We start from the raw sequence: 12,828 nt of genomic DNA on the forward strand, positions 1-12,828 counted from the left end.
TTCGATGGTCATACGTGTGGCAGTAGAGCAGGAGATTTTCAGAGGCAACCGGGAGTGGGCGATGCGAAACCGGGCTATGCTGCAAATGCACCAAGTATGCGCCGTGAATTTGATGAGCTCGCCCGGGGCGGGGAAGACGAGCGTGCTGGAGCGGGCGATCCCGCAGCTCGCCGTCCGTCTCCGAACGGTGGTGATCGAGGGTGACGTGATGACCGCGCTGGATGCCGAGCGTATTGCCGTTCTGGGCATACCTGCGGTCCAAATCAACACTCGCGGGGCGTGCCATTTGGACGCCAAAATGATTCATGACGTGCTCGTCAAGCTCCCCCTTGCCGAAATCGATTTGCTCCTGATCGAAAATGTCGGCAACCTGGTTTGTCCAGCGGATTTCGAGCTGGGCGAGCAGCTCCGGGTTACGGTGCTCAGCGTGACGGAGGGCGAGGATAAGGTGGAGAAATATCCGTATATTTTTCGGAAGGCGGACGCCGTTCTACTGAACAAAACGGATCTGCTGCCCTATGTTCCGTTCGATGTGCCGCGCTTTAGGAAGGAGCTCTGGCAAGCGAATCCGGATGTGGAGGTCATTCATACGTCCGCATCGACCGGGGAGGGAATCGATTCTTGGACCGATTGGCTCATTCGAAGGGCGAACTTCATACCTCAAAAATCAGAGTCCGATTCGAAGTGACGGGCGTCGTGCAGGGGGTCGGCTTCCGCCCTCATGTTTTCCGGTTGGCGAAGACCTGCGGCTTGACCGGCGCCATTCTAAACCTGAATGGGAGCGTCGCCATTGAAGCCGAGGGTTATTCCTGGCAGGTCGCCCAATTTCGCCAACAGCTGCTAACCGGCGCCCCCATGCCTATTCAAATCGATTCCGTCCGGCAGAGGGAGCTGTCTCCCCGCAACGATACCGACTTTACGATTCTGCCAAGCTCGAATGACGGCCGTCCGGCACTTCTAACATTTCCAGCCGATTTAGCGGTATGTTCCAGCTGCATCGATGAAATATATGATGCAGGCTCCCGATTCCACCATTACTCATTCATCAGCTGCACCAATTGCGGCCCCCGATTTACCGTTATCCGTTCCCTTCCTTACGACCGACCGTTTACTTCCCTGCACGATTTTCCTATATGCCCGCAATGCAACGCCGATTTCCGGGATGCCGGCAATCGAAGATTTCATGCCCAGACTGTGGCTTGCCCGATCTGCGGGCCGGCACTGGAGGTGCTGGACGGCAGCGGCAGGCCAATCCGGGACGGGGATCCGCTGTCACTGTGCCGCCAAGCGCTAGCCGAGGGGAGCATTTTAGCGGTAAAAGGGGTCGGAGGCTTTCATCTGATATGCGACGCCTACCGGCAAAAGGCGATTGTGAGCTTAAGGAGGAGGAAAAGGAGGCCGACTAAGCCTTTTGCCCTCATGGCGAAAAGCTTGGCGGCCGTGATGGAAATCTTTGAGGTTTCCGAGACGGAGAGGCAAGAGCTGGAAAGCTCGGCCGCTCCTATTGTGCTGCTGCGACCCAAGACGGAAGCGGCTCGGCGGCTGCCGCTGGAGGATATTGCGCCCGGGCTGGCCCGAATCGGCGTATTCCTGCCTTACTCGCCGCTTCATCGGCTGTTATTCCAGGGAGAGCTCAGCTGGCTGGTCGCCACCAGCGGCAATCCGAACGGACTTCCGACGTGCCGGACCAACCGCGAAGCTCTCAGCGGGCTGCGTCACGCCGCCGATCTGTTTGTTGTCCATAACCGCGAAATCGTCGTTCGTGCGGACGACTCGGTGGGGCAGGAAACAACGGACGGCTTTCAGCTGCTTCGCAGGTCCCGAGGGTATGTCCCCGCGGCTATCGAGGTTCCGCTGCCGCCGGCTGCGGACAACGGCTTCCAATGGCCGGTGACGCTTGGAATGGGGGCGGAGACGAAAAATACGTTCTGCTTCATCGTACAAGGCAAAGCGCTTTTTGGCCCGCATATCGGGGACACCTCCACCGTGGAAGGGCTGTCTGCTCATGAGGAAGCGAGACTTCATTTCGAGCGGCTGCTCTCGTGTACGCCTCGGATCGTCGCTTACGATCCGCATCCCGATTATGCGATTACTCGGAGCGCAGCGGAAGCCGGAAGCACACGCGCCGAAGCGTTTCCGGTCTACCATCACCATGCGCATCTGGCTTCCTGTATGGGGGAGCACCGTCTCGCTTCCCCGGTCATCGGCTGCATATTGGATGGCACGGGATACGGTCCGGGAGGCGAGCTTTGGGGTTTTGAAATTTTAACCGGCGATTATTTAGGGTTTACACGAGTTTGTCACTTAAAGCCGATCCGTCTGCCCGGAGGGGAAGCGGCGATTCGTCATCCGTGGATAACGGGATTAAGCCTGCTGCATGCTGCAGTCGATGGGAGCCACGAAGCGTTCCTCGAGCTCGCTTCCCGTTATTTCCCCCAACATGCGGCGAGACTTCCCGTAGTCCTCGCGCAGCTGGAGGGCCGGATTCCGTCCCCGGAGGCTTCCAGTGCGGGGAGGCTGTTCGACGGCATCTCGGCGGTTCTTAACGTTTGCACGGAAGCGGGCTACGAAGGGGAAGCGGCGATTCGTCTAAGCGAGCTTCTTGAAGGGGAGCGGGCTTCACAAGCTTCAATTCCTTTAGAGATGAAGTATCGGTACGAACGCGAAAGCGCCGGATGGAACATCGGGCCGATGGTTCGGGATCTTCTGCATGATTTGGAGTCCGGCCATGAATCGGTCGTCATCGCCTATAAATTTCACCATACGATCGCCCACATGGTGCTGGACGGTGTGAAGGAGGCGCAGCAACGAACCGGGCTTCGGGATGTCGTGCTGAGCGGCGGAGTCTGGAGCAACCGCTATCTTTACAGCGCAGCCCGGACGCTGCTGGAGCGGCAGAGCTTTCGGGTTTACGGCCACAAGGAAGTACCTGCCGGGGACGGAGGAATTGCGTTAGGTCAGGCTCTATGCGGATTGTGGAGGTGGGCGAGGAAGCATGTGCTTATCGGTACCGTCGAAGGTGATTGACGTAGCGGAGGATCGCAGGCTGGCTAAGGTCGACTATATGGGCGTTCGATTCTGGGTAGGGATCGCTCTGCTTGAGAACGTGGAACCCGGACAATATGTTCTAGTCCATGCGGGTGAGGCCATTCAAATCATTGACGAAGAGCAGGCCGTCGACGGTCTTGGGCTATGGAAGGAGATGCTGGGAAAAGAATGAAACTGGACGCTTACCGGGATCAAGCCAGGTTTCAACGACTCTTTAATGAAGTCGAGCCGCATCTGCTCCGAATCAGAGAAAAAGCGGGAAGAAAGTTTCGTATTATGGAGGTGTGCGGCACCCATTCCGTCGCCTTCAGCAAAACGGGCGTCAGGGATTTATTGTCGCCCTACGTCGATTTGATCAGCGGTCCGGGCTGCCCCGTCTGCGTAACCGATCAGAGCGATATCGATAAAATGATCGCATTCGCGGGCGCACGCGACGTCATTGTCGCAACGTACGGAGATATGATGAAGGTGCCGGGCTCCCGATCGACGCTCGAGCAGAAGAAATCCAGCGGAGCCGACGTTCGGGTCGTCACCTCCGCTTCAGAGGCGATGGAGCTGGCCAAGCGGCATCGCGCCCATAAAGTCGTGTTTCTCGGAGTCGGCTTTGAGACGACGGCCCCCGGGGTTGCCCTAAGCCTGCAGCGAGCGAAAGCGGAACAGGTGAGCAACTACTGCGTGTACTCCGCACACAAGCTGACACCCCCGGCGCTGATGACTTTGCTCGAAGATGAAGAGCATCGATTGGACGGCTTTATTTTGCCGGGTCACGTATCCGTCATTATCGGAGCCGCAGGTTGGGATTGTCTAAAACCCTATAACATTCCTGCGGTGATCGGAGGCTTCGAGCCGGTCGATTTGCTGGTAAGCGTCGCGGCTGTTCTGAAGGAAATGGAACGTCCCCGGCGCTCTGTCCTGAACTTATACCCGCGCGTCGTAAAAGCTGAAGGAAATAGAAAGGCGCAAAGCATTTTACAGGAATGCTTTGCGGTGTCTCCGGCCGTTTGGAGGGGCTTCGGCCGGATGGAGCAAAGCGGTCTGCAACTGCAGGACGCTTATCGAAGTCTGGACGCTGCGACTCAAATCCAAGCAAGTGCAGCGCCAGCGGCAAAAGAAATCCGGGGCTGCCGATGCGGGGAAATCGTGAAGGGGAAGGAATCGCCTGCCGACTGCAAATTATTCGGCAAAGCCTGTACGCCGGTTCGTCCGCTCGGCCCCTGCATGGTTTCCTCCGAGGGGACCTGCTCCGCCTATTTCCATTATGAGGTCTCGGCCGTGGCGAGGAGGCAGCCTACATGAAAACGATTCTGCTCTCGCATGGAGACGGAGGCCAGCTGACCCAGGAGCTGATCGAGGACGTATTTCGCCCTCTTCTAAAGGATCCCTGTTTGCAGGGGCAGAGCGACTCGGCGATATGCGCCGCTTCCGCCCCGTATATGGCGGTGAGCACAGACACCTTCGTCATTCAGCCACTGGAATTTCCCGGAGGGGATATCGGGAAGCTGGCCGTAGCCGGAACGGTCAACGACATTGCGGTCTGCGGAGCGAAGCCGGTATATATTACGGCAGGCTTTGTCCTCGAGGAAGGCATGGAGTGCTCTTTGCTTCGAAGGCTCGTGGAATCTATGGCGCGCACGGCTGTAGAGGCGGGCGTTCGCATAATCGCTGGCGACACTAAGGTTGTGGAGCGGGGGATGTGCGGAGGGATGATAATTAATACGACGGGAATCGGCTTTATGAACAAGGCAGACCGTCTCGGCTTCGCAGCCATTCGGCCCGGAGACCGGGTGATCATCAACGGCGGAATAGCCGAGCATGCGGTCGCGGTCTTGGCCGAGCGGGCCGGCCTGGAGTTCGCCTCTCCTTTACTGAGCGACTGCCGTCCGCTAAACGGCCTGATCGAGCGGCTGCTGGAGCGGTTTCCTTCCATTCGGTTTATGAGAGACCCCACTCGGGGGGGCATCGCCACGACGCTGAAGGAAATCGCCGGGTCCCTTGCAGACCAAGATATTTGGCTGGAGGAAGAGCGAATTCCGCTTGAAGGCTCGGTGCGGGGCGCGCTGGAAATGCTGGGCATGGACCCTCTTTATATGGCCAATGAAGGCAAGGTGCTGATGATCGCATCCGCGGAGGATTCCGCAGAGCTGGTTCAATATTTAAGAAGCGTGCCGGGCAATGAGCTGGCGTCCGTAATCGGGACCGTAAAGGAAGGAAGGGGCCGGCTGCTGCTTCACACCCGGATCGGAGGAACAAGGGAGCTGGGAAAAATGAGCGGGGCGCCTTTGCCGAGGATTTGTTGAATTTGATAAGGGGGGATCGTCCGATGTGCCAAGGAACGTCCGGCAAGCATGCGCTGCGGATGATGGTGCAGTCGACCGTCGAATTAACGAGACAAACGGAGGCGAACACGGCGCGATGCCGGCTGCTGGCCGTAGATTGGGATCCCGATACGCAGGCGGCCTTAGCGGGCGCCGAGCAGACAGCGGCGTTGCTGCGTGCTCAGCTGGAGACGCTGGAACGGGCCTTGGCTCCGGCTGACGGCCGGGAGGCGGTCATAACCTTTTTGCCTCAGCGGAATACACCGCCCATAGCCTAATGCGGGAGGGCTTTCACGTGCACAGCGAACAGCTGATAAGACAGCAAATGAATGTGCTGGTTTCCGAGGTCGAATATTTGATTCGTCTGCTTTATGTCACTCACGACGTTTCGATGAAGCATTTAACCCTGAATCAGCTGTGGAACAAAGTCGAGCAGCTCAAGTTTTTGACGCAGCTTGGGGGATGCAGGCCCGTTGCCTATCCGCAATCCCCTCAGCAGCAGAAGCCCCATCAAGCAACGCTCCCTGCAAATCAGGCGCCGGCTCCTTCACTTCCCATGCCGCAGTCCGGCCCGCCCGCTGCGCCTTCCGCGCCAACCGGTTCGACCAACCAGCAAACGTTTACACGGGAGCAGCTCGCGCAGTTTAACGGAAAGAACGGTAGACCGGCCTACGTGGCGGTAAAAGGCGTCGTCTACGATGTGACCCATAACGCGGCTTGGTCCGCGGCCACTCATTTCGGGCTCGCGGCAGGTCAAGAATTGACCCGGGAATTCGCTTCCTGCCATGCCGCCGAGCAGTGGATCCTTAACACCCTTACACCTGTGGGGAGGCTGGTCGATTGATGGAACAAACGGTATTGCCCCCGGAGCCGTTGACGAACGAGGCTATTGCAAAGAGATTATACGAGGAAGCGAAGCGGAAGCTTCAAAACGGCGAAATTCGCAAGCCGAAGCTGGTTTGGCTCGAGCTGAACGGCTGCTCGGGAAATATCATTTCGCTGCTTAACGGAGACAATCCGAGCTTCGAGTATATGATTACGTCCATGGTCGATCTGGTTTACAGCAACAGCCTGATGATCCCGCAGGGCGAGCGGGCTCTGGATAAATTGCTTGATTTGCTTCAATCGGATGAAAAATTTATATTGGCCGTGGAAGGTGCGGTTTCCTTAAAAAACAACGGCATGTTTCAACTGGTTGGGAGCTTCGAGGGTAAACCTTTAACCGGCCTGAAGGCGGCGCAAATGCTCGGAGCCAAAGCCGCTCATGTTATCGCCGTCGGCGCTTGTGCCGTTGACGGGGGGCCGTCGGCGGCTAAGCCGAATCCTTCTCAAAGCGTCGGCCTGCCCGAAGTGCTGGAGCGCAAAATCATCAAGCTGCCGGGCTGCCCCTGCCATCCGGACTGGTTTCTCGGAACGCTGTCTCATCTTCTGGCTTATGGAGAGCCCGCGTTGGATAAACGGGGTAGGCCGCTTTTATTTTACAGCACCCTGATCCACGACCGATGCCCTCGCCTTGATTATTTTCATAAAGGAATATTTTCGAAAACGCTGGGGGAGCCGTACTGCCTGTTCAAGCTGGGCTGCCGGGGACCGGTTACCCGCGTGGATTGCCCTACACGGAAATGGAACGATCACGTGAACTGGCCGATCGGAGCAAGCACGTGCATCGGGTGCTCGCAGTTCGGCTTTCCCGACCGGATGGCGCCTTTTATTTCCTACGACACGACAAGGGAGTAGGGGGACATGACGAAAAGGATCACGATCAATCCCATTACGAGAATCAGCGGGTTTATGGAGCTGGATGTGACGGTAGAGAACGGGGCTGTGACGCAGGCCGCTACAAAGGGAACGATGTTCCGCGGCTTTGAGCAGATGATGGTGGGACGCAGTCCCTTTGACGCAATTTACTTGACGCAGCGAATTTGCGGGATTTGTTCCACGGCGCATTCCGTTGGCGCTTCGTTAGCCCTGGAGGATGCGCTCGGCGTCACGCCGACGGAGCAGGGCAGATACTTGCGGGACGTCATTCACGGCTGCGAATTTCTGCAAAATCATATTCGGCATTTTTATCAATACGGGCTGCCCGATTTCGTCAAAATACCCGAGGTGAATACGATCTATGATACGGATCACGGCGATTACCGGCTTCCCCGTGAGGTGAACGACAAGCTCGCCGCCCACTATTTCGATTCGCTTCGGGTGAGCCGGCTGGCCCATAAAATGCTGGCTGTGTTCGGAGGCAAGGCGCCGCATAATCACGGCATTTTTGTCGGGGGATTCACTACGCCGGCTTCGGCCGACAGCCTGCTGCAGGCCAAATCGATCCTAAAGGAAATTCAAGCCTTTACGAACGAAACGATGATTCCGGATGTGTACCTGTTAGCGGAATATTATCCGGATTATTACAAGATCGGCGCCGGACCGGGCAATCTGATGTCTTTTGGGGTATTTGACCGGTATGAGCAACTCGGTACGCTTTATGTGGAGCCGGGGGTGTATCAGCAGGGACAGTTCAAACCCTTCGATCGGGAAAAAATTACGGAGCATCTCGACCGGTCCTGGTATGCGGGGCCGCAGGCGTACCGTCCGTTCGAGTCGATACCGGAGCCGGATATGGAGAAGCCGGGCGCTTATTCCTGGGTGAAGGCTCCGAGGTACGACGGCCTCCCGTTTGAGGTTGGTCCTCTCGCCAGGCTGTGGCTGAGCGGGGAATACCGGAATGGGATTTCCACCATGGATCGTACGATTGCAAGAGTTTTGGAAATGAAGAAGGTTGCGGAGATTGTGGAGGTGCTGCTGGATGCAATCGTTCCGGGAACAGCCGTGCAGGAGCAGTGGGGAATTCCTTTATCCGCTCAAGGAGCCGGCTTGGTCGATACGACTCGGGGGGCGCTCGGTCACTGGGTTAAGCTGCAAGACAAGAAGCTTTCCTTCTATCAAATCATCACCCCGTCGGCTTGGGATTTCTCTGCCAGCACTCCGGCGAGCCGGGGAACCGCAGAGAGCGCTTTGATCGGAGCGCCGATCGCCGATGCGGACAATCCGGTCGAGATCGGGCGTATTCTTCGCTCGTTTGACCCCTGCATGTCCTGCGCTACGCATGTGTACCGTCCGGGGTATGAACCCAAAACGATTCGGGTGTTCGGATGAGGGACATACTTGTGCTTGGAATCGGCAACCGGTTGATGGCGGACGACGGAATCGGGGTGTTTTTGGTGGAGGCGCTGCAGCAGCGGCAGCAGTTGGAGCCGGAGTCTAACATTCGCTTTGTCGTTGGGGAGAGCGATATCGATTATTGCTTGTCCGAGATTGAGGGCGCCGGGCTGCTTCTTCTTGTTGATGCGGTAAAGAGCGGCAAGACGCCAGGAGAGCTCGCCGTTTATCACTTGGAAAAATACGGCGCCCATGACCCGGGAATATCGGCGCACGATCTCCATCTCTTTCAAATGATTCCGCATATGTATCCCGGGCTTCAAGCCGAAGTCATAGGGATCGAGGCGGAGCGCATCGAATTTGGTCTCGAGCTTAGCGAGGCTTTACAGGAGCGATTCGGTGAGCTTTTACAGGCCATATTTGAGTTGATAAAGGCATATGAAAGAAGTGAGTAAAGCTCTTTATTAACGTAAACATGCCGAAGGCAGCAGCCTTTGGTTTTTTCATGTTTGCACAAGTGTGTGGGTTGACGTGAAAGGAAAAATCAAATATAGTATCAATATACCCATACGGGTATAAGTATTGTTTAGATGAAGGCGGCATTCACAAATCCGAAATCCATGCTCTAACCTTTTTAAAGCTAAGCTACTTTTTTTACCCTTATTTATACCCCGGTGGGTATATGGATGTTTTTTAAAAACTTGCCTGATGCATGTAGAACTTCAATAAAATGAGCAAGCTACATCTGATACAGGGGCGAATCAGGAGAGAAAGGAGCAAAAAATGGATATTTCATGGATTCTTACCCTATTAGTTATTGGGTTTGTTGGGTCATTGATATCAGGAATGGTCGGGATAGGCGGTTCGATTATTAAATACCCGATGCTTCTGTATATTCCGCCGGCGCTTGGCTTTGCAGCCTTTACGGCCCAAGAGGTTTCGGCGATCAGCGCGGTTCAAGTGTTCTTTGCAACACTGGCCGGGATGTTCGCTTTCCGCAAAGGCGGATTTATCAATAAGTCCTTAGTTTTATACATGGGAATCGCAATTGTGATCGGCAGCTTTATCGGAGGCTACGGCTCTAAATTTCTGCCGGATACCGCGATCAACCTAACATACGCCATTCTTGCGCTTATTGCCGCCGTGATGATGTTTCTTCCTAAAAAAGGCGACGAGACTGCCGATTTTACAAAGCTTCAGTTCAATAAACCTTTGGCGGCGATATTGGCTTCGGTAATTGGCGTACTGTCCGGAATTGTAGGGGCAGCCGGCGCATTTATCACGGTTCCGGTCATGCTGGTCATTCTAAAAATTCCTACGCGTGTAGCTATTGCCTCCTCCTTGGCGATCACGTTCATTTCATCGATCGGATCGACCGCGGGGAAATTTATGGGAGGGCATATGCTCTTAATCCCGTCGATTGTCATGGTTGTTGCAAGTACAGTAGCTTCTCCAATCGGAGCTAAAATAAGCAAGAAGCTCAATACCAAAGTTCTCCAATGGATTTTAGCTGCACTCATTGCGGCTACAGTCATAAAAATTTGGCTTGATATTTTGACTTAGGAGGAGGAAATGTCATGGCGAAGGAAATACTGCCGCGTGAAGGGGCGGATCGAGCCAAGAAGAGCGAAAAACGAACAGGATAAATGGGAATCCGGACATATTTCGGGTACTGACATATCTCTTTAGGTGAGCTTCAAGCAAGAAAACATAGTGGTCTGGGAGGAGTATTCAAGATGACGACGATGCAAGTGAATTACACCCTGGAATGTGAAGGCTTGGCTTGCCCAATGCCTGTAGTTCGGACGAAGAAAGCGATGGAGGAGCTTAAGACAGGCGAGATTTTGGAGGTGCGGGCGACCGACAAAGGCTCCGTTGCCGATCTTCAGAGCTGGTCGAAACGAACAGGCCATCCATATATCGGATTGAAGGAAGAAAACGGTGTATTCCGTCATTTTATCCGGAAGTCCGACCCATCCGAAATGAAGGAAGTAACCAAATACCCGCATACGATCTCGAATGAGGAGCTTGGGAACAAGCTGACTGCGGGTGAGCAAGTTAACATTGTGGACGTTCGCGAACCTGCCGAATATGCCTTCGGACGAATTCCGGGAGCGAAATCTATTCCATTGGGAGAGCTGGAGCAAAGGCTTCACGAGCTTGACCCGGCGAAGGAGTATGTATTCGTATGCCGCACCGGAAACCGAAGCGATTTGGCCTGCCAGACGCTTGCGGACAAAGGCTTCAAGAAAGTTAAAAATGCGATACAAGGTATGACGGAGTGGTCCGGGGCAGTAGAGCAGGACTAAATTTATCTCAATAACTATATATGGAGGAATTTATAACGATGTCAGCAAAAGTAGCGATTATTGCAAGCAACGGCGGATTGTTTGACGCATACAAGGTGTTTAATATTGCGACGGCTGCGGTCGCAACGGACGCCGAGGTAGCGATCTTCTTTACCTTCGAAGGCTTAAATTTGATTCATAAGCAGGCTTACCAGCAGCTTCCGATGCCTGAAGGAAAAGAGCACTTTGAGGAAGGGTTTAAAGCTGCCAAGGTTCCTTCGATTCCGGAGCTTGTCGGAATGGCTCAGGAGATGGGGGTTAAGATTATCGCCTGCCAAATGACGATGGATGTCATGAACTTGAAGAAAGAAGACTTTATTGATGGCATTGAAGTCGGAGGAGCGGTTACATTCCTTGATTTTGCACAAGACGCAAATGTTACTTTGACGTTCTAAAAATAACGAGGAGGATCTTGATATGTCAACTATGACTATAGAGAAAATGTCTGCAAAGGAAGTAACTCGAATCGTTCTTAATCAGGAAGAGCTGTTCATTCTTGATGTTCGAAACGAATCCGATTTTAATGATTGGAAAATTGAAGGGAAAAACGTAAACATTATCAATATTCCGTATTTTGATCTGCTGGATGGGATTGATCCCGCCCTGGACAAAATACCGAACGGTAAAAAAGTACTTGTCGTTTGCGCAAAGGAAGGCTCCTCTAAATTTATTGCCGAGCAAATTGCAGGAGCCGGCAGAGACAATGTGTTTTATTTGGAGGGCGGCATGAAATCGTGGAGCGAATATCTCGAGCCGGTAAAAGTAGCTGACCTATCGGGCGGAGGGGAGCTTTATCAGTTCGTCCGGATCGGCAAAGGCTGCCTCTCTTATATGGTGTTGTCGGACGGGGAAGCGGCGATCGTCGATTCCAACCGGATGATCGATCATTACGTGCATTTTATGAAGCAGAAGGACGTAAAGCTGGTTCATACGATCGATACGCATTTGCATGCCGACCACATTTCGGGAGGAAGAGCGCTGGCTCAGAAATTCGGCGCAACGTATCACTTGCCTCCGAAGGATGCGGCGGAGGTGACGTTTGAATACGAAAAGCTGGAAGAAGGCAAGGACATTCATGTAGGTAAGGAAAAAATAGTTGTTCAACCTGTTTACTCGCCGGGTCACACCATCGGATCGACCTCCTTTATCGTGGATCATAAATACCTTCTTACCGGAGATATTTTGTTCGTGGAGTCGATCGGACGCCCCGATCTTGCCGGGCTTGCGGAGGATTGGGTGGGTGATTTGCGAGAAACGCTCTACAGCCGTTACAAGAACCTTTCCGAAGATCTGATCGTTCTTCCGGCACACTTCGGTAAAGTCACGGAGCTGGGTGAAGGCGGCCTTGTCTCGGGGCGTCTGGGCAAGCTTTACCAAGAAAATCCAGGCCTCAACATTCGGGATGAAGGAGAGTTTCGAAAGACGGTAACGGAAAACCTGCCGCCGCAGCCGAATGCGTACAAGGAAATTCGTCAAACGAATATGGGGAAAATTACGCCGAATGATGAAGAGCAGCGTGAGATGGAAATCGGCCCTAACCGCTGTGCCGTTCACGACAAATAAAAAGAGTAACTCGGAAACGAGAAAATGAATTGTTGAGCTGGAATCCGGACAAGTGGTCGAGGTTCATGCAACGGGCACAGGAGCTGATAACGATGTGGCGGCTTGGGCAAAGAGTACCGGCATGAACTTGCTCAGCGATGCTGTGGAAAATGGCGTATACAAGTTTTTGGATCAAGAAGGGATAAGATTAGGTTAAGAAAGAAAAGGAGAATGGCAGAGACCTGCCATTCTCCTTTTTTTCAACCATTCGCTTCTAAAGCAGCCAAGGATCAAGCCGGAGCGTGAGGGAGATGAGATGCGGCGGATTTTGGAAGCGATGCTTAGGATGCGAATTACAAAAGATAATCAATGCCGGGATGACAGCCCTCCTCATTTGGCGGAGCAGATACGGGAGCAAAGGC

15 protein-coding genes are annotated in these 12,828 nt (G+C 54.1%); all 15 read left to right on the forward strand.

Going from position 1 to position 12,828, the window contains the following annotated elements; genetic code table 11:
• Positions 1 to 4: 4 nt before the first annotated feature.
• A complete protein-coding gene (hypB, locus tag AC3Y2E_RS12585; RefSeq protein WP_379210663.1) occupies positions 5 to 688 on the forward strand; it encodes a hydrogenase nickel incorporation protein HypB in 684 nt (227 codons plus the stop codon).
• Entirely contained in the window at positions 622 to 3,027 is a 2,406-nt protein-coding gene (gene hypF, locus AC3Y2E_RS12590) for a carbamoyltransferase HypF (RefSeq protein ID WP_379210665.1), read from the forward strand. Before hypB ends, hypF begins: the two co-directional genes overlap by 67 nt.
• Positions 2,996 to 3,220, forward strand: coding sequence for a HypC/HybG/HupF family hydrogenase formation chaperone (locus tag AC3Y2E_RS12595; RefSeq protein WP_379210667.1), 225 nt, complete (start codon positions 2,996 to 2,998; stop codon positions 3,218 to 3,220). The genes hypF and AC3Y2E_RS12595 overlap by 32 nt, the downstream gene beginning before the upstream one ends.
• Entirely contained in the window at positions 3,217 to 4,344 is a 1,128-nt protein-coding gene (gene hypD / locus AC3Y2E_RS12600; protein WP_379210669.1) for a hydrogenase formation protein HypD, read from the forward strand. The genes AC3Y2E_RS12595 and hypD overlap by 4 nt, the downstream gene beginning before the upstream one ends.
• A complete protein-coding gene (hypE, locus tag AC3Y2E_RS12605) occupies positions 4,341 to 5,345 on the forward strand; it encodes a hydrogenase expression/formation protein HypE (protein ID WP_379210671.1) in 1,005 nt (334 codons plus the stop codon). The genes hypD and hypE overlap by 4 nt, the downstream gene beginning before the upstream one ends.
• Positions 5,346 to 5,368: 23 nt before the next feature.
• Positions 5,369 to 5,641: a hypothetical protein gene (locus tag AC3Y2E_RS12610; protein WP_379210673.1), complete on the forward strand. Its 273-nt coding sequence runs from the start codon at positions 5,369 to 5,371 to the stop codon at positions 5,639 to 5,641.
• A gap of 17 nt (positions 5,642 to 5,658) precedes the next feature.
• Entirely contained in the window at positions 5,659 to 6,207 is a 549-nt protein-coding gene (locus tag AC3Y2E_RS12615) for a cytochrome b5 domain-containing protein (RefSeq protein ID WP_379210675.1), read from the forward strand.
• Positions 6,207 to 7,100, forward strand: coding sequence for a hydrogenase small subunit (locus AC3Y2E_RS12620; protein WP_379210770.1), 894 nt, complete (start codon positions 6,207 to 6,209; stop codon positions 7,098 to 7,100). The genes AC3Y2E_RS12615 and AC3Y2E_RS12620 overlap by 1 nt, the downstream gene beginning before the upstream one ends.
• 6 nt (positions 7,101 to 7,106) lie before the next feature.
• A complete protein-coding gene (locus AC3Y2E_RS12625) occupies positions 7,107 to 8,513 on the forward strand; it encodes a nickel-dependent hydrogenase large subunit (RefSeq protein ID WP_379210677.1) in 1,407 nt (468 codons plus the stop codon).
• A complete protein-coding gene (locus AC3Y2E_RS12630; RefSeq protein ID WP_379210679.1) occupies positions 8,510 to 8,971 on the forward strand; it encodes a hydrogenase maturation protease in 462 nt (153 codons plus the stop codon). The genes AC3Y2E_RS12625 and AC3Y2E_RS12630 overlap by 4 nt, the downstream gene beginning before the upstream one ends.
• 328 nt (positions 8,972 to 9,299) lie before the next feature.
• Positions 9,300 to 10,079 carry a sulfite exporter TauE/SafE family protein gene (locus AC3Y2E_RS12635; RefSeq protein ID WP_379210681.1) on the forward strand — a complete coding sequence of 260 codons (780 nt, stop codon included), beginning with the start codon at positions 9,300 to 9,302 and terminating at the stop codon, positions 10,077 to 10,079.
• A gap of 173 nt (positions 10,080 to 10,252) precedes the next feature.
• Positions 10,253 to 10,825: a sulfurtransferase TusA family protein gene (locus tag AC3Y2E_RS12640; RefSeq protein WP_379210683.1), complete on the forward strand. Its 573-nt coding sequence runs from the start codon at positions 10,253 to 10,255 to the stop codon at positions 10,823 to 10,825.
• Between the two features lie 38 nt (positions 10,826 to 10,863).
• Positions 10,864 to 11,259, forward strand: a complete 396-nt coding sequence (locus tag AC3Y2E_RS12645) for a DsrE/DsrF/DrsH-like family protein (RefSeq protein ID WP_379210685.1) — start codon at positions 10,864 to 10,866, stop codon at positions 11,257 to 11,259.
• A 31-nt stretch (positions 11,260 to 11,290) separates the two neighbouring features.
• Complete coding sequence (locus AC3Y2E_RS12650; RefSeq protein WP_379210772.1) at positions 11,291 to 12,427, forward strand: MBL fold metallo-hydrolase; 1,137 nt, start codon at positions 11,291 to 11,293, stop codon at positions 12,425 to 12,427.
• 94 nt (positions 12,428 to 12,521) lie between these two features.
• On the forward strand, positions 12,522 to 12,623 hold the full coding sequence (locus AC3Y2E_RS12655) for a sulfurtransferase TusA family protein (protein ID WP_483875096.1): 102 nt from the start codon (positions 12,522 to 12,524) through the stop codon (positions 12,621 to 12,623).
• The last annotated feature ends 205 nt before the right edge of the window (positions 12,624 to 12,828 follow it).

It is taken from the genome of Paenibacillus sp. MAH-35 (genome assembly GCF_058135425.1).